At 70.1% G+C, this 15,266-nt stretch carries 17 protein-coding genes; 9 read left to right on the top strand and 8 right to left on the bottom strand.

The genetic code is table 11. The annotated features are described in order from the left end of the window. The first annotated feature begins 318 nt into the window (after positions 1-318). Positions 319-1,206: a LysR substrate-binding domain-containing protein gene (locus F3J18_RS06895; RefSeq protein ID WP_166912145.1), complete on the top strand. Its 888-nt coding sequence runs from the start codon at positions 319-321 to the stop codon at positions 1,204-1,206. A gap of 65 nt (positions 1,207-1,271) precedes the next feature. On the opposite strand, the gene F3J18_RS06890 is transcribed toward F3J18_RS06895, so the two are convergent. Then, positions 1,272-1,973, bottom strand: coding sequence for an SDR family NAD(P)-dependent oxidoreductase (locus F3J18_RS06890; RefSeq protein ID WP_025097362.1), 702 nt, complete (start codon positions 1,971-1,973; stop codon positions 1,272-1,274). 294 nt (positions 1,974-2,267) lie between these two features. Between F3J18_RS06890 and F3J18_RS06885 the strand changes: the two genes are divergently transcribed. Further along, positions 2,268-2,900: a glutathione S-transferase gene (locus F3J18_RS06885; protein WP_166912143.1), complete on the top strand. Its 633-nt coding sequence runs from the start codon at positions 2,268-2,270 to the stop codon at positions 2,898-2,900. Next, positions 2,897-3,532 carry a cupin domain-containing protein gene (locus tag F3J18_RS06880; protein ID WP_166912141.1) on the top strand — a complete coding sequence of 212 codons (636 nt, stop codon included), beginning with the start codon at positions 2,897-2,899 and terminating at the stop codon, positions 3,530-3,532. The genes F3J18_RS06885 and F3J18_RS06880 overlap by 4 nt, the downstream gene beginning before the upstream one ends. Here the strand turns inward: F3J18_RS06880 and F3J18_RS06875 are convergent. The 6 genes from F3J18_RS06875 to F3J18_RS06850 all read right to left on the bottom strand — a co-directional run bounded on the left by F3J18_RS06875 (position 3,523) and on the right by F3J18_RS06850 (position 10,509). Further along, positions 3,523-4,428: a LysR family transcriptional regulator gene (locus F3J18_RS06875; protein WP_025097365.1), complete on the bottom strand. Its 906-nt coding sequence runs from the start codon at positions 4,426-4,428 to the stop codon at positions 3,523-3,525. The genes F3J18_RS06880 and F3J18_RS06875 overlap by 10 nt on opposite strands. Before the next feature lie 174 nt (positions 4,429-4,602). Beyond that, complete coding sequence (locus F3J18_RS06870) at positions 4,603-5,940, bottom strand: MFS transporter (RefSeq protein WP_240154687.1); 1,338 nt, start codon at positions 5,938-5,940, stop codon at positions 4,603-4,605. Between the two features lie 244 nt (positions 5,941-6,184). Next, entirely contained in the window at positions 6,185-7,633 is a 1,449-nt protein-coding gene (locus F3J18_RS06865) for an NAD-dependent succinate-semialdehyde dehydrogenase (RefSeq protein WP_166912137.1), read from the bottom strand. A 21-nt stretch (positions 7,634-7,654) separates the two neighbouring features. After that, entirely contained in the window at positions 7,655-8,701 is a 1,047-nt protein-coding gene (locus F3J18_RS06860; RefSeq protein ID WP_166912135.1) for an aldo/keto reductase, read from the bottom strand. Between the two features lie 65 nt (positions 8,702-8,766). Continuing rightward, complete coding sequence (gene fae, locus F3J18_RS06855; protein ID WP_166912133.1) at positions 8,767-9,291, bottom strand: formaldehyde-activating enzyme; 525 nt, start codon at positions 9,289-9,291, stop codon at positions 8,767-8,769. 237 nt (positions 9,292-9,528) lie between these two features. After that, positions 9,529-10,509, bottom strand: a complete 981-nt coding sequence (locus F3J18_RS06850) for an AraC family transcriptional regulator (RefSeq protein ID WP_166912131.1) — start codon at positions 10,507-10,509, stop codon at positions 9,529-9,531. 113 nt (positions 10,510-10,622) lie between these two features. On the opposite strand from F3J18_RS06850, the gene F3J18_RS06845 reads away from it, so the two are divergent. The 5 genes from F3J18_RS06845 (at position 10,623) to F3J18_RS06825 (ending at position 13,794) form a co-directional block, all read left to right on the top strand. Further along, entirely contained in the window at positions 10,623-11,159 is a 537-nt protein-coding gene (locus F3J18_RS06845; protein WP_025097371.1) for a carboxymuconolactone decarboxylase family protein, read from the top strand. 76 nt (positions 11,160-11,235) lie between these two features. After that, positions 11,236-11,739 carry a DUF417 family protein gene (locus F3J18_RS06840; RefSeq protein WP_025097372.1) on the top strand — a complete coding sequence of 168 codons (504 nt, stop codon included), beginning with the start codon at positions 11,236-11,238 and terminating at the stop codon, positions 11,737-11,739. Positions 11,740-11,864: 125 nt separating this feature from the next. Further along, positions 11,865-12,551, top strand: coding sequence for a signal peptidase I (gene lepB, locus F3J18_RS06835; RefSeq protein ID WP_166912129.1), 687 nt, complete (start codon positions 11,865-11,867; stop codon positions 12,549-12,551). Further along, positions 12,535-13,194 (top strand): hypothetical protein, encoded by a 660-nt coding sequence (locus tag F3J18_RS06830; RefSeq protein ID WP_166912127.1) that lies wholly within the window; start codon positions 12,535-12,537, stop codon positions 13,192-13,194. The genes lepB and F3J18_RS06830 overlap by 17 nt, the downstream gene beginning before the upstream one ends. Beyond that, a complete protein-coding gene (locus F3J18_RS06825) occupies positions 13,195-13,794 on the top strand; it encodes a GNAT family protein (protein ID WP_166912125.1) in 600 nt (199 codons plus the stop codon). Here F3J18_RS06825 and F3J18_RS06820 read toward each other — a convergent pair. Next, positions 13,733-14,737 (bottom strand): LysR family transcriptional regulator, encoded by a 1,005-nt coding sequence (locus F3J18_RS06820; RefSeq protein WP_166912123.1) that lies wholly within the window; start codon positions 14,735-14,737, stop codon positions 13,733-13,735. The two genes, F3J18_RS06825 and F3J18_RS06820, sit on opposite strands and share 62 nt — an antisense overlap. Positions 14,738-14,866: 129 nt before the next feature. On the opposite strand from F3J18_RS06820, the gene F3J18_RS06815 reads away from it, so the two are divergent. Then, positions 14,867-15,266, top strand: a 400-nt coding sequence (locus tag F3J18_RS06815; RefSeq protein WP_166912121.1) for an MFS transporter, incomplete at its 3' end; no start/stop codon positions are given.

Genomic DNA, 15,266 nt, shown 5'->3' with positions numbered 1-15,266 from the left:
AGCGCCCGAGAAATGGCGGGCGCGCGCATCGGATCCGTCCGACGCGATCACGGTCGCGTCCGGAAATCGGTGCGCGGATCGACGGGCCAGGCAAGCCGCGGATCGCCCGCGCAAGCCCCTCGATCACCCCGCGCCGCAAGCCCTTCCGGCCGCCGCGCCATCGCCCCACGAAGCCGCCGCGTCAACGCCGTGAGAGGCTCGGGTTTACACTGCCTGCCGCTGCTCCCGCTTTTCTGCCATAAAGCTCCGCCAGCCCGTGTTTTCCGGCGCGAACATCGCCCGGACGGGCCGGCGCGAGACGACAGAAAGGAATGAATCATGCGGCGGATGCCTTCGCTGATTGCCCTGCGTTTTTTCGAGGAGACCGCCCGTCATCTGAGCTTCAACCGCGCCGCCACCTCGCTGTGCGTCACCCAGGGCGCCGTGAGCCGGCAGATCCGCCTGCTGGAGGACAGCGTCGGCGCGCGCCTGTTCGAGCGCGACCACAAGGGCGTCAAGCTGACCGCCGCCGGCATGCTGCTGCTGCCCTTCATCGAGCAGGCCTTCGACACCATCGAGCGCGGCGTGCTCGAGATCACCGCCGTGCAGCCCGGGCGCAAGCGCCGGCTGACCGTCTCGGTGCCGCCCACCTTCGCCACCCAATGGTTCTCGCCGCGCCTGGGCACGCTGTTCGAGACGCTGCCCGAGGTCGACCTGTCGATCCGCACCGAGCCCGGCGACGATTGCCATTGCCATATCCGCTTCGGCCGCGCGGCGCGGGCCGACATGCTCTCGGAGCGGCTGATGATGGAGCGCCACGCGCTGGTCGGCGCGCCGCGCTACGCCGGGCTGCCGCTCGATTCGCTGTTCGGCCGGGTGCCGTCGCTGCACGTGCTGCACGAGGGCAAGCGCCTCACGCTATGGGCCGACTGGTGCGCCCAGGCCGGCGTGCCGGTGGCCCAGATCGGCGACGGCATCGAATTCTCCACGCTCGAACAGGCGATCCACGCGGCGCGCAAGGGCGCCGGGCTGGCGGTGGTCGACCTGGGCATGATCGAGGAGGAGATTGCCGAGGGCAGCCTGGTGCCGCTCTCGCCGGTCGAGGCGATCGGCCCTTACGGCTACTGGCTCGACATCGCGCCCGAGCGGCTCAACGACGAGCACGTCGGGGCCTTCGTCGCCTGGCTGCGCGGGCAGGCGGCAGGCAGCCAGGCCGCCCAGGCCTGAACGGCGCGCGGCGCGAGCCGCCGCGCCGCCTTCGCCATCACGTCATCACGTCATCACGCCCGAGTTCAGAACTTCTCGGTCCAGGGCCGCACCTCGATCTCCCAGGACCAGGCGCTGCGATGCTGGCGCAGCAGGTCCGCGTAGACGCGCGCGATCGCGTCGGGGTCGAGCGTGCTGTCGGGCGCGTCGGCCGGATCGGGGCGCTGTTCCGAGCGCACCATGCCGTCCACCACGATATGCGCGACGTGGATGCCCTTGGGCGTCAGCTCGCGCGCCGCGCTCTGCGCCAGCCCGCGCAGCGCGAACTTGCCCATCGCGAACGGCGCCGACAGCGCGAAGCCCTTCACCCCGGCGGTGGCGCCGGTCAACAGGATCGCGCCCTTGCCGGCCGGCAGCATGCGCCGCGCCGCCTGCTGCACGGCATGGAAGGCGCCCATCGCCGAGACGGCCAGTGCCTGCTCCACCTGGGCCGCGTCGAGTTCGGCGATCGGCCCGCGCAGGCGCCCGCTGGCGTTGTAGACGACGATTTCGGGCGCGCCGATGCGCGCCTCGGCCTGCTCGAACAGCCGTTCGACCTGGGCCGCGTCGCTGGCGTCGACCGGCAGCGCGATCGCGCCGGTTTCGGCGGCCAGCGGCGCGAGCCGCTCGGGATGCCGCGAGGCGATCGCGACCTGCAGGCCGGCCTCGCGCAGCAGCCGCGCCAGCGAGGCGCTGATGCCGGGGCCCGTGCCGATGATGAGGGCATTGCGATAGGGGATGTCGCTCATGGTGTCACCGTGGATGGAGTGTCGAGGGCGCCGGCGCGATCGGAACGCATCGCTGGCTCGCCCGCCTGGGCGGCGCCGCCTGCCGGCCGTCCGCCGAGCATAGTGGATCGCGCCGCCGGCTGCAGGCGGCCCCGCCGGCCGGGCCGCGCCCGGCGGCGGCCAGGCGGCATTGTTCGCGAATCGCGGATACTCAGTCGCCTTCCGGCTCGTTTATTGGGCCCCGGACCTTGTCGAGAATGGCTTCAACGGTCGAGCGACCGCCAGACCATCCAGCCAACCGATCAAGGACATCCCATGCAACTGCACAGCTTCCAACTTTCCGGCCACTCGCATCGCGTTCGCCTATTCCTCTCGCTGCTCGGCGTCGAGCACGAGGTCCACGAGGTCGACCTGCGCCAGCGCCAGCAGAAATCGCCCGAGTACCTGCGCATCAACCCGCTCGGCCAGGTGCCGGCGCTGGTCGACGGCGAGCAGGTGATCGTCGATTCGACCGCGATCCTGGTCTACCTGGCGCGCAAGCACGGCCCGTCCTGGCTGCCCGAGGACGCGAGCGGCGCGGCACGCGTGCAGCGCTGGCTGTCGGCGGCTTCGGGCGAGGTGGCGCACGGCCTCGCGGCGGCCCGCGCGATCCAGTTGTTCAAGCTGCCGCGCGATCCCGCCGAGGCGATCGCCAAGGGCGAGGCCTTCCTGGCCGCGCTCGACCGGGAACTGGCAGGCAGCGACTGGCTCGCCGGCAACGCGCCGACCATCGCCGATGTCGCGATCTACGCCTACGTGGCGCGTGCCGGCGAAGGCAAGGTGGATCGTTCGAACTGCCGGAACGTGACGCGCTGGCTGGAGCGGGTCGAGGCGCTGCCGGGCTTCGTGCCCTTCGTGCGCTCGCCGATCGGCTTCGACGCACCGACATCGGATCAGGAGGCGGTATGAACACGGGCTTGATCGAACGCGCGCGCATCGAGCTCGATGCCGTGCCGGGCAAGGAAGGAGCGATCGTCCAGTTGAGCGAGGCGAGCGCCACGCGCAGCAGCAGCGTGGTCGATCTCGCGCCTTCGCAGCGCCTCGAACTCGATGGCGGCTCGCGACACGACCTCTATCTGCTGCGCGGCAGCGCCGATCTTTCCGGCGAGCCGCTCGCCAGGGACGATTTCGTCACGCACGCGGGCGAGGCGCTCACGCTGCGCGCCGGCCCGCAAGGCGCGCGAGTGCTGGTCTATCGCGAAGCCGGCGCCGCGCCCGGCGGCACCGCGATCGAGCGCGCCGCGCAGCGGCAATGGCTCGCGGGCCGCCACGCGCACATGCAGGTGGTGCCGCTGCCGAGCGAGGGGCATCGCCTGAGCCTGGTGGCCTGGGCGCCCGGCGCGCGCACGCGCGATCACACGCATCCCCAGGGCGAGGAGATCTTCGTGCTGAGCGGCACGCTGCGCGATGGCGAGGAACGGCTCACGGCCGGCACCTGGATGCGCCTGCATCCCGGCACGCATCACGAGCCCTTCGCCGACCAGCCGGCCGTGATCCTGCTGCGCCACGGCCATCTGCTCGCGCAGCCGGATCAGCCCTGAGCGAGATGCGCCTTGAGACGGTCGATCAGCGCCCGGACCTTCGGGGGCGTGTGCCGGCCCGGCGGCAGCAGCGCGTGCATCGCCATCGCCGGGCCGGCCCAATCGGCATGGACACGCACCAGCCGGCCCGCGGCGATATCGGCATGCACCGCGAAATCGGGCAGCCAGGCCAGCCCGGCGCCTTCGGCCGCGGCGGCGCGGCAGGCGTACATGGTGTCGGCCAGCAGGCCCGGCGCGAAATCGAGCACCAGGGTTTCGCCGCCGGCCTTGCGCAACTGGCAGCGCAAGGGATGCGCCAGCACCGAGAGCCCGACGAAGGGCAGCCTCGCCGCCTCGGCGACGTCGCCCGGCAGGCGATGCCGCGCGAGCCAGGCGGGGCTCGCCACCAGCCACTTTTCATACTTGCCGACGGTCACCGCGCGCAGGCTCGAATCGGCCAGCTCGCCGAGCCGGATCGCCACGTCGACGCCCTCGGCCAGCATGTCGATGAAGCGGTCGCCCGACACCATCTCGATGCGCAGCTCCGGATGCGCTTCGCGCATTCCCGCCAGCACCGGCGCGAGCACGATCGCGCTGAACTCGACCGAGGCCGCCACGCGCAAGGTGCCGCGCAGCGTCTCGGCGGCCGGGTTGACCGAGGACACTGCCTCGTCGGCCAGCTCGGCCAGGCGCCGGGCCGCCTCGAAGAAGGAGGCGCCGGCCTCGGTCACGTGGATGCGCCGCGTGGTGCGCGCGATCAGGGTGGTGCCGAGTTCGTCCTCGAGCCGCTGCACGTGCTTGCCGACCGCGGTCTTGCCGATGCCGAGCCGCTCGGCCGCGCGCGTGAGCGAGCCGGTCTCGACCACCGCGATGTAGATCAGGAGTTGCTCGAAGCTCAGCTTGCGTAGATCGGTCATGGCGCGGCGGTCGGTGAGGACGGGCGACGGCGCGCGAGGCGGCGCCGTCTGGGTCGGAGGGAAGCGCGATGGGCCGGATTATATCGGCGCGCGCGCCATGCGAGGCGGGCGGGACGCGCCGCCGCGCGTCCCGCCCGCTCGTTGCTCCCAGGCTCTCCAGTTTTCGCGCCCCGCTCAGTGGCCGGCCGAGGCCTCGTCGAGCGTCAGGTGCTTGGTTTCCGGCGCCCAGGCGATCGACACGATCATGCCCGCCAGCAGCACGCCGGCCAGCGCGAACATGGTGACGTGGAAACCCAGGGTGGCGATGCCGACCGGCAGCAGGAAGGTTCCGACCGCCGAGCCCAGCCGGCTGCAGGCGATCGCCAGGCCCACGCCGCAGGCGCGTACCTCGGTCGGGAAGCATTCCGGCGGGAACACGCCCACCAGGTTGCTGAAGGCCGACATGGTCAGCGTAAACAGGCTGAAGGCGGCGATCATCCCCAGCGCCGCCGAATGCGGCAGCACCGCCAGCGCGACCAGCGAGGCGCAGCACACGGCGAACGAGCCGATCAGGAAACCGCGCCGCGACAGGCGGATCGTCAGCCAGATGCCGATCACCGCGCCCAGCACCAGCAGGCCGTTGAGCAGCAGGTCCGCGCCGAAGCCTTCCGAGAGGCCGATGGTCTTGAGGATGGTCGGCAGGAAGGTGTAGATCGCGAAGTACGGAATCACCAGGCAGACGAAGAACGCGCAGTTGAAGAGGGTGCGGCGGATCAGGTCGGGGCGGAACAGGCGCGCATAACCATGGGACACATGCGCCTCTCCGCTGCCGTCGAGCACCACGTGGCTGCCGAAATGCCTGGCCACGATGGCGCGCGCCTCGGCGGCGCGGCCCTTGCCGAGCAGCCAGCGCGGCGATTCGGGCGTGCCCAGCCGGGCCAGCAGCACGATCAAGGCCGGCGCCGCGGCCGAGGCCAGCAGCCAGCGCCAGGCGCCCGGCGAGGCATCGGCGAACACCAGGCCCAGCACGTTGGCCACCACGTAGCCGACGGTCCAGATCACGCTGAACGAGCCGAGCAGCGCGCCGCGATGCTTGCGCGGCGAGAACTCGGCGAGGATCGCGTGGCCGACCGTGAAGTCGCCGCCCATGCCGATGCCGATCACGATGCGCAGCAGCGCCAGCTCGGCCGGCGAGGTGACGAAGAATTGCGCGGCCGCGGCCAGCGTAATGATCACGAAGCTGGTCAGGAAGATCTTCTGGCGGCCCATGCGATCGGACAGCCAGCCGAAGATCAGGCTGCCGAGGAAGATGCCGATCAGCGCCGAGCTGCCGATCACGCCCATCCAGAACGCGTCGAGCGGCATCTGCCGGCCGAGCGCGGTGAGCGCGTAGCCGATCGTGCCGATCGTGTAGCCCTCGGTGAGATGCGCGCCGAAGGTCAGGCCGGCGATCTTCAGGTGGAAGGCGTTGAGCGGCACGTCGTCGAGCGACATCGGTTTCTGCGGCGTGCTGGTGCCGCGCGCCAGCGGCATGGCGGCGGCAGGCACCGCGCCGGTTTGCACATTGACTTGATTCAAGCTGCCTCCAACATTGTTGTGGTTGTGTGCGTCATGCGCCGCGCCGGGCCGCCTCGATGCGTGCCGCCCGCCGCCTGCGTCCTGCGCCGCCGTCGCGTCCCGGTCGCCCGGGCGCGCGGCCCGCGCCGCGAATCCCCCCGCGGCGCGCTTCATGCCGAAAGGGCGGCCGCACCTTCCGGCACGGCCGCCCTTCCGGGCTTCATCGGCCGAGACCGGCCATCAGCGTGTATTTCAGCTCGACGTATTCGTCGATGCCGTACTTCGATCCCTCCCGTCCCAGGCCCGACTGCTTGACGCCGCCGAAGGGCGCCACCTCGGTCGAGATGATCCCGTCGTTGACGCCCACCATGCCGCTCTCCAGCGCCCCGGCGACGCGCCAGGCGCGGCCCAGGTCGCGCGTGTAGAAGTAGGCGGACAGGCCGAACGGCGTGTCGTTGGCGGCGGCGATCGCCTGTTCCTCGGTCGAGAAGCGGAAGCACGCCGCCACCGGGCCGAAGGTTTCCTCCTCGGCGATCAGCGCGTCGGCGGCCACCTCGGCCAGCACGGTCGGCTCGTAGAAGGTGCCGCCCAGCGCATGGCGCCGGCCGCCCGTCAGCACGCGCGCGCCGTGGCCGGTCGCGTCGGCGACGTGGCGCTCCACCTTGTCGAGCGCGGCCGCGTTGATCAGCGGGCCCTGGTCGACCTCGCCGGCCAGCGCGTTGCCCACCCGCAGCTTGCGCACCGCCTCGGCCAGCTTGCCGGTGAAGGCCTCGTAGACGCCGTCCTGCACCAGGAAGCGGTTCACGCAGACGCAGGTCTGGCCGGTGTTGCGGAATTTCGAGGCGATCGCGCCTTCCACCGCCGCGTCGAGATCGGCATCGTCGAACACGATGAAGGGCGCGTTGCCGCCCAGTTCGAGCGAGAGCTTCTTGAGCGTGTCGGCCGACTGCCTGGCGAGCAGCTTGCCGACTCGCGTCGAGCCGGTGAACGAGAGCTTGCGCACCACCGGCGATTCGGTCAGCGCGCCGCCGATCGCCACCGCGTCGCCCGACACGATGTTGAACACGCCGGCCGGAATCCCGGCGCGCTCGGCCAGCACCGCCAGCGCGAAGGCCGACAGCGGGGTTTCCTCGGACGGCTTGAGCACCATGGTGCAGCCGGCCGCCAGCGCGGGGCCGGCCTTGCGGGTGATCATCGCGAGCGGGAAATTCCAGGGCGTGATGGCCGCCACCACGCCCACCGGCTCCTTGGTCACCACGATCTGCGAGTTCGGCTTCGGGCTCGGGATCACGTCGCCGTACATGCGCTTGGCTTCCTCGCCGAACCACTCGAAGAAGCTCGCCGCGTAGCCCACCTCACCCTTGGCCTCGGCCAGCGGCTTGCCCTGCTCGCGCGTGAGCAGCTCGGCCAGCGCGTCGCGATGCTCGAGCATCAGCTCGCCCCAGCGCTTGACGCGCGCGCCGCGCTCCTTGGCGGTCAGCGCGCGCCAGGCGGGCCAGGCCCGCTCGGCCGCCGTGATCGCGTGCCGAGTCTCGGCCGCGCCGCCGCGCGCGACTTCGGCGACAGTCTCGCCGGTGGCCGGGTTCAGCACCGCGTAGGTGGCCTCGCCGCCGCGCGGCTCATGCCATTCGCCACCGATGTAGTGGCCCGTCTTCAGGAATTCGCTCATTTCGATGTCCTCGCGTCGTGCTCAGGCGGCTTCCGGCACCGGCGGGAAATCGCCGACGAACTCGCCCTGCGCCGCGCGCGCTTCACGCGCGATGCGGCGGCCGGCCGTGTAGTCGTTGATCAAGTCGCAAGGCGTGTAGTTGCGCTCGAGTTCGAACAGCTCCTCCTCGCCGAGCTTGGTGCCCAGCGCGGCCAGCGCGCTGTCGAACTGCGCCACCGTGTCGGCGCCCACCAGCATGCTCGACACACCGGGGCGGCCCAGCACCCAGGCCTGCGCGATCTGCGCCGGCGCCACGCCGCGACGGCGCGCCACCGCGGCCACCGATTCGGCGATCGCGCGCGAGGCCGGATCGCCGTACATCTGCGCGGTGAAGAAGTCGGTCTGGTTGCGCGTCGATTGCGCATCGCAGGTCAAGAGGCCGCGCGCCAGCGGGCTGAATACCGAGACGCCCACGCCCTGGTCGATGCAGTAGGGCACCATCTCGCGCTCTTCCTCGCGATAGGCCAGGTTCAGCTGCAGCTGCATGTTGATCGGCTTGTCCCAGCCGTTGCGCTCGCAGGCCTGCATGATCTTGGCGAACTGCCAGGTGTACATGGTCGACACGCCGATGTAGCGGGCCTTGCCGGCGCGCACGATGTCGTGCATCGCGCTCATGGTTTCCTCGACCGGCGTGTTCACGTCGAAGTAGTGCAGCATGTAGATGTCGACGTAGTCCATGCCGAGGCGCTTGAGCGAGCCGTCGATGCCGTCCAGCACGTGCTTGCGCGAATGACCGCCCGCGTTCGGGTAGGCGCCCATGTCGTAGCCGACCTTGGTGGTCACCACGATTTCCTCGCGGCGCGCGGCGCGCTTGAGGATGCGGCCCACCACTTCCTCGCCCACGCCGGTCGAGTAGAAATCGGCCAGGTCGATGAAGTTGACGCCGGCCTCCAGCGCGTGGCGCACGATCGGCTCGCTCTGCGCTTCGTCGAAGATCCAGGGCTTCCATTGCGGCGTGCCCATGTTCATGGTGCCCAGGCACAGGCGGGAGACCTTCAGGCCGGATTGGCCGAGGCGGACGTATTCCATGTTTCCTCCAGGCGCGGCTCGCTCGGCCGCGGCATGTTCGTGTCGATGCCGGCGCGGCGCGCCGGTCAGCTCTTCTTGGGCGTGTAGAACGGGTTCGAGACTTCGCGCGCGGCCGCGAACACCTTGTCGCGCAGCGGCAGGCCTTCCATCGCCGCGACGATCGCGTTGCGGCAGGCGCGGTAGTTGTTCTCGAACACGGCGTCGAGGTCGTCGGTCTGCGGGTTCACCCAGTTCGCCGTCACCACCACCCAGTCGTTCTCGGCCTCGGGCGGCAGCGTGCCGCTTTCCAGCGCCTCGGCCACGGCCTTGGCGATGCCGGCCTGCGAGGCGCCCCAGGTGGCGTTGCCGTGGAAGTCGTTGGCGATCTGCGCCTTGTTCACGTAGAGCGTGAGCGGCTTGGTCGGCACGCCCGGCTGCGCGATCACCACGAACGGCGCGTGGCCGGCCGAGGGCGTGGCCAGCGCGGTGGAGAACGCCTGTCCCGCCGGGCCCTCGCGCGGCCCGACCAGCACGTTGATGTGCGCCAGGTTCACGCCGGGGCCTTCGAAGCCTTCGCCGATGTAGAGCGACTTGCGGGGAGTTGCGGTCATTGCGGTGTCTCGTCGTTCGGGTTTGAGTTGGGGCGATTATCGACAGCGCCGTTGCGAGCGACGAAACGATGTTTCCTGATCGGGGCTATGAGATTGGGTCATATCGGGAGGACTACCGAGGCGACGAGGGATGCGAGTGCCGGGAGGCGCTTCTGGCAAGGACGGCGGGGATGGAGGGAGCGAAGGAAGCAGCAAGTTGGATAAACCGGACGAGGCGGCAAGCGAGGGCCGGCAGCCTCAGCCCTCGATCCCGGGCGAGGCGGCGCCAGTCCCGCCCGTGCCGGCGTGGCCGCGCCGCGCCGCGCCCGGGGTGGCCCCCGTGCGTTCGCGAAACGCGCGCCGGAACGCCGCGACGGACTGGTAACCGACCGCTTCGGCAATCCGCTCGGTGCTGGCCTGCGGATCGCGCAGCGCATTCGCGGCCAGGCTCATGCGCAGGTCGAGCAGCAGCTCATGCGCGCTGCGGCCGAGGCGTTTCTGGAACTGGCGCAGGAAGGTCGCGCGCGACATGCTGCAACGTTCGGCCAGCTCCGGCACCGTCCAGGGCCGGGCCGGCTCGTTGAGCATCGCCGACACCGCCGGTGCCAGGCGCGGCAACGCCGCGAGGCCGAGCAGGCCGGCCGGTGCGTCGCCCTGCTCGCTGGCCAGCCGGATCGTCAGTGCGAACAGCATCGACGAGAGCGCATCGAGGATGGCATGGCCGCCGAGGCGCTCGCCGACCGACTCGATCCGCATCAGCCGCGTCAGGCTTTCGAGTTGCGCGGAGGTCTCGCTCGACGCCGCCGTCCCGGCGCGCGTGCTGACGACCAGCGCCGCCGGCAGGTATTCACGCACCAGGCGGTCGTGCGGCGGCGCGATCGCGAAGCGGCCGCACAGCATGTCGAGCCGCGCCTGCGTGCCGGCGTTCTCGCTGACCACCACGTTGACGTCCTCGTAGCGGTGTTCCGCGAGCGCCCGCTTGCCGCTGCCGTCATGCAACTGATGCGCCGAGCCGTGCGAGAGCAGCACGATGTCGCCGGCATGCAGGGCCCGGGTTTCGCCGCCCGGGCAGTCGAGCACCGCCGAGCCGGCCAGCAGCACATGGAACGGGATCTCGCCCGGCGGCGACGGCTCGTAGGCGATCCGCCACGGCGCGCCATAGGCGCAGCGGATTTCCAGTTCGCCCCTCACAGTCATGATTTCCAGCAGACGGCTCAGCCAGTCCTTCGACACCGACATCGTTCTCTCCCCTGATACTTTGGAGCATTTTATTGAGCCTATTCGTTATCGTAAAGCTCACTATCGATCGATAAAGTGAGGGCTCCTCAACCAACGAAACCCAGGAGCACACCATGAGCCGCATCCTCTTCCCCGCCGTCGATACCGCCACGGGCGACACCGCCGACGCTTACGCCGCGGTCCGCAAGTTCGCCGGCGGCAGCTTGCCGAACCTGTTCGCCACGCTCGGTCATCTCGCGCCCGCTTCGCTGAAGAGCGTGCTGCAGGCCGAAACCGCGCTGGCCGGCGGCAGCCTGAGCCGCCAGGAGCTGGAGGCGGTCAAGCTGGCCGTCAGTGAATTCACCGGCTGCGACTATTGCGTCGCCGCGCACGCGATGCTCGGCAGGCTGGCGGGCCTCGCGCCCGACGCGCTGCGCCGCATCCGCGCCAAGGAGCCGACCGGCAACGCGAAGCTCGATGCCCTGCTGCACTTCGTCGAGCTCGTGATGAGCACGCGCGGCACGCTGGAGCCGGCCGCAGTCGAGACGATTCGCGCCGCCGGCTACACCGAGGCCCAGCTTGCCGATCTCTCGCTAGCGATCGGCCTGACCGTGTTCACGAACACCTTCAACCGGATCAACGACACGGACCTGGACTTCCCGTCGAAGTAAGCCGATCCGAACGGGCGCGTCGCCGCGGCATGCGAGGCGCGCCCCGCCCTCCTCTCTTTCTCTCCTTCCTGCCCGCATGGATGCGCTCATTGACCGTCTTGCCCGTTCCGACCTGATTCAACGGGACTACGCCTATCCGATCGTCCGACTGTCGATGGTCGTGATGTTTTTCTTCTTCGGCTACCAGAAGTGGTTCGCCTACGAGGCTCAGGTACTGATCCCCTACATCAGCAACGGGCCGCTGATCCGCTGGCTCTATCCCGTGTTCGGGATCCGCGGCGCGAGCTGGTTTCTCGGCGTCTGCGAATGGAGCTTCGGCCTGCTGATCCTGGCCGGCTTCCGCGACAAGCGCCTCGGCGCCCTCGGCGCACTGGGCTCGGTCGGTACCTTCGTGGCGACCGTCACCATCATTCCGTTCATGCCCGGCGGCTGGGCGGCGTCGGCCGGCGGCTTCCCGGCCATGGTCGGCAACGTTCCCTTCCTGATGAAGGACATCGTGCTGCTGGCCGCCTCGTTCTACCTGCTGCGCGAGGACATCTGGCGCCAGTCAGTACGCATCGCGCTGCATCGGGTCGACTGATTCCGGGCCGGCACCGCGCGCCCGCCATGACTGGCCGCCAGCGAGGCGGCCGCGCGTTGCCGGCGGCGCGCTTCGGGTATAGTCCGCATACACGAAACACGGGCCGCCCGGCGGCTTACAGCAAGATGCGCATGATTGTCAGGTTGTGGAAAGCCAACAAGGGCTTCATCGCCTTCCTGTTCCTGATGGTGGTCTTCCGCAGCGCGGTGGCCGACTGGAACGTGGTGCCCAGCGGCTCGATGCTGCCGACCATCCGGATCGGCGACCGGATCCTGGTCGACAAGATGGCCTACGACATCCGCATCCCCTTCACCCACCTGCGCCTCGCGCGGCTGCACGAGCCGCAGCGCGGCGACATCGTCACGATCGACTCGGCGGCGGCGCACGAGCTGCTGGTCAAGCGCCTGATCGGCCTGCCCGGCGACACGGTGGCGATGCACGACAACGTGCTGACCATCAACGGCAAGCGCGCCGACTACCGCCCGATCGGCAGCAACCTGCTGCGCAGCGATGCCGATTCGCCGGGCGAGTACCTGGCCGAGCGGATCGGCGGCGCGCCGCACACGGTGCGCCTCTCGCCCGAGGCGCCGAGCCCGCGCGAATCCTTCGGCCCGATCGTGGTGCCGCCGGGCCAGTACCTGATGCTCGGCGACAATCGCGACAACAGCGCCGACTCGCGCTACTTCGGCTTCTTCCCGCGCGACGAGATCATGGGCCGCGCGCGGCGCGTGGCCTTCTCGCTCGACCCGAGCCGCGATTACCTGCCTCGCCTCGATCGCTTCGGCCGCCGCCTCGATGCGCCGCTGGGCTGAGGCGCGCCGCCGGCACGCGGCATGGGCGGGGCTCGCCGCGGCCGCCACGCTGTTCAGCGCGGCGGCCCGGGCCGCCTGCGATACGGCACCCTCGCGCTGCCCAGACAATCCCGAACTGCCGGCCGCCGTACAGAAGCTGGTCCCCGCCGGCTATGAAGTGCTCGATCACCTGGCCGGCTCGCTGACCGACGCGGGACGCACCGACTACCTGGTGGTGGTGCACCGGATCCCCGATACCGAAGCACGCCCTTCCGCGCGCCCGCTGCTGCTGATCACGCAGGGCGCCGACGGCCGCTACGCGCTGGCGGCCCGCAATGATTTCGTGGTGATGCGCGCCGACCAGGGCGGCGTGTCGGGCGACCCCTACCTCGATCTGGACGACAACGGCCTCGCGATCAAGCACCGCTATTTCTCGGTCCAGAACGGCGTGGCCGCCGGCCCGAACCACTGGAGCGACAACATCACGTTCCACTACGATGCGGCTCGGCGCGGCTGGCTGTTCCACCAGGAAATCGTCCACAGCAGCGAGCTGAATCCCGATCCCCGCCCCGACGCCGACGCGCTGCTGCCCGACCAGGCCAGCGTGATCAAGGCCGATCGCCAACGGCCCGTGAGCTTCGACGCGTGGCGCCCGAAGCATTGAATGATTGAATCCACGATGATCGACACCCCCACCCTGACCGGCCGGCTGGTCGAGCTGCGCCCCCTGAGTTCCGTCGGTGCGGAGCAACTGCTGGCCGCCGCCGCGGACGGCGAACTCTGGAACCTGAAGGTCACCAACGTGCCCGGGCCGGACACGGTCGAGGCTTATCTGGCGAAGGCCTTCGAGGGCGAGCGTGCCGGCACCGTGATGCCCTTCGCGATCGTCCATCGCGAGACCGGCCGCGTGGTGGGCAGCACGCGCTTCTGGAAGATCGACCGCGCCAACCGCAAGCTCGAGATCGGCCACACCTGGCTGGGCGCCTCGATGCAGCGCTCCGGCGCCAACACCGAATGCAAGTACCTGCTGCTGATGCATGCCTTCGAGGTGCTCGGCTGCGTGCGCGTGCAGTTCACCACCGACGTGCTCAACGAGAAGTCGCGCGCCGCGATCCTGCGCATCGGCGCCAGGCAGGAAGGCATCGTGCGCCACGAGCGCATCATGCCGGACGGGCGCAAGCGCGACTCGGTGCGCTTCAGCATCATCGACGACGAGTGGCCCGCGACCCGCGAGCATCTGGAGCGGCTGCTGGCGAAGGCTTGAGGCTCGCGCGCCGATACACCGATTCCAGCCGGGTGATCGCATCGGCGCCGAAGCGCTCGACGATGAAATCGATGAAGCTGCGCAGCTTCGGCGAGATCTGCCGCTCCGGCAGGTAGAGCAGGTTCAGCGCGCGCTCGGGCGCGGGGTAATCGGGCAGCACTTCCACCAGGCGCTTGGCGCGGATATCGTCGCCGACCAGCACGGACGGCAGCATGGCGATCCCCAGCCCGCCCAGCACGGCGCGCCGCAGCGCCTCCGAATTGTCGATCCGCAACCGGCCCTCGATCGGCACGCCCGCCTGCCCGCCGGGCCCGTCCAGCAGCCACTCGGCCTTGGCCGCGTACCATTCCGAGCGCGGCGGATAGGCATAGCTCAGGCATTGATGCGCGGCCAGGTCCGCCGGCGTCGCCGGCACGCCGTGCGCCTTCAGATAGGCCTTCGAGGCGCACAGCATCAGCCGGTACGGCGCGAGCGGCCGCGCCACCACATCCTCGCTGCCAGGCGCGCCGACGCGGATCGCCGCCTCGAAGCCGTCGTCGATCAGGTTGGTCAGCGCATCGGTGGCGACCACGTCGAGCCTGACCTCGGGATAACGCGCGTAATAATCGGCCAGCGAGGGAATCAGGCATTCGTTGCTGAACACCACCGGCGCGGTCACGCGCAGCCGCCCGCGCGGCGTCGCCAGATGATCGAGCGCGAGGCGCTCCGAATCGTCGACCAGGCCGAGGATCTCGATGCAGCGCTCGTAATAGGCCTGGCCGAACGCGCTGAGCTGCTGCTTGCGCGTGGTGCGATGGAGCAGCCGCGTGCCGAGCCGCGCCTCCAGCGCCTGGAGATGGTTGCCGACCATGGTCGGCGACAGGTCGCAGGCGAGCGCGGCCGCGCTGAGGCTGCCGCTCTCGACCACGCGCACGAAGACGGTCATCGCTTTGAGTAGGTCCATTGCGCAATATTAGTGGATTCTCTTGCAAGGATTGGCCCATTTATCCAGTTTTGCTTAGGGAATACAGTGGGCGCCGAACCCCGTGGATCAACCGATCCGCCCTGGCACGCTCACCCCGGATTCCGTCTCATGCCCGCTTCCCCGCATCGCTCGCCGCGCCTGGCGCTGCTCGCCACCAGCCTCGGTTTCGTCATCGTCTGTATCGACGTCACGGTGGTGAACGTCGCGCTCGCGCGCCTGCGCGACGCCCTGTCGATCGACGCGGCCGGGCTCGAATGGATCGTCAACGCCTATACGCTGGCCTTCGCGAGCCTGCTGCTCAGCGCCGGCGCGCTGGCCGACCGCTTCGGCGCGCGCCGCGTGTTCGTGGCCGGCTTCGCCGTGTTCACCTGCGCCTCGATCGGCTGCGGGGTGGCCAACGGGCCGGCCCTGCTGATCGCCTCGCGCGTGCTGCAGGGCGTGGGCGCCGCGCTGTGCGTGCCGCCCTCGCTGGCCCTGCTCGGCGCGGCCTTCCCCGACGCGCGGGCAC

The organism is Burkholderia sp. Ax-1720, from assembly GCF_011753035.1.
Classification (GTDB): Bacteria; Pseudomonadota; Gammaproteobacteria; order Burkholderiales; family Burkholderiaceae; genus Burkholderia; species Burkholderia gladioli.
Note: the sequence above shows the minus strand (reverse complement) of the source record. Positions and strands in the feature narration are given on the sequence as shown.

Excerpts from the sequence above, each read along its gene's own strand:
- F3J18_RS06890 (WP_025097362.1), bottom strand. The coding sequence starts at position 1,973 with ATGAGCGACATCCCCTATCGCAATGCCCTCATCATCGGCACGGGCCCC.
- F3J18_RS06865 (WP_166912137.1), bottom strand. The coding sequence starts at position 7,633 with ATGAGCGAATTCCTGAAGACGGGCCACTACATCGGTGGCGAATGGCAT.
- F3J18_RS06885 (WP_166912143.1), top strand. The coding sequence starts at position 2,268 with ATGCAACTGCACAGCTTCCAACTTTCCGGCCACTCGCATCGCGTTCGC.
- F3J18_RS06895 (WP_166912145.1), top strand. The coding sequence starts at position 319 with ATGCGGCGGATGCCTTCGCTGATTGCCCTGCGTTTTTTCGAGGAGACC.
- F3J18_RS06850 (WP_166912131.1), bottom strand. The coding sequence starts at position 10,509 with ATGTCGGTGTCGAAGGACTGGCTGAGCCGTCTGCTGGAAATCATGACT.
- F3J18_RS06820 (WP_166912123.1), bottom strand. The coding sequence starts at position 14,737 with ATGGACCTACTCAAAGCGATGACCGTCTTCGTGCGCGTGGTCGAGAGC.
- F3J18_RS06880 (WP_166912141.1), top strand. The coding sequence starts at position 2,897 with ATGAACACGGGCTTGATCGAACGCGCGCGCATCGAGCTCGATGCCGTG.
- F3J18_RS06830 (WP_166912127.1), top strand. The coding sequence starts at position 12,535 with ATGCGCCGCTGGGCTGAGGCGCGCCGCCGGCACGCGGCATGGGCGGGG.
- F3J18_RS06875 (WP_025097365.1), bottom strand. The coding sequence starts at position 4,428 with ATGACCGATCTACGCAAGCTGAGCTTCGAGCAACTCCTGATCTACATC.
- F3J18_RS06870 (WP_240154687.1), bottom strand. The coding sequence starts at position 5,940 with ATGCCGCTGGCGCGCGGCACCAGCACGCCGCAGAAACCGATGTCGCTC.
- F3J18_RS06845 (WP_025097371.1), top strand. The coding sequence starts at position 10,623 with ATGAGCCGCATCCTCTTCCCCGCCGTCGATACCGCCACGGGCGACACC.
- F3J18_RS06840 (WP_025097372.1), top strand. The coding sequence starts at position 11,236 with ATGGATGCGCTCATTGACCGTCTTGCCCGTTCCGACCTGATTCAACGG.
- lepB (WP_166912129.1), top strand. The coding sequence starts at position 11,865 with ATGCGCATGATTGTCAGGTTGTGGAAAGCCAACAAGGGCTTCATCGCC.
- fae (WP_166912133.1), bottom strand. The coding sequence starts at position 9,291 with ATGACCGCAACTCCCCGCAAGTCGCTCTACATCGGCGAAGGCTTCGAA.
- F3J18_RS06825 (WP_166912125.1), top strand. The coding sequence starts at position 13,195 with ATGATTGAATCCACGATGATCGACACCCCCACCCTGACCGGCCGGCTG.
- F3J18_RS06860 (WP_166912135.1), bottom strand. The coding sequence starts at position 8,701 with ATGGAATACGTCCGCCTCGGCCAATCCGGCCTGAAGGTCTCCCGCCTG.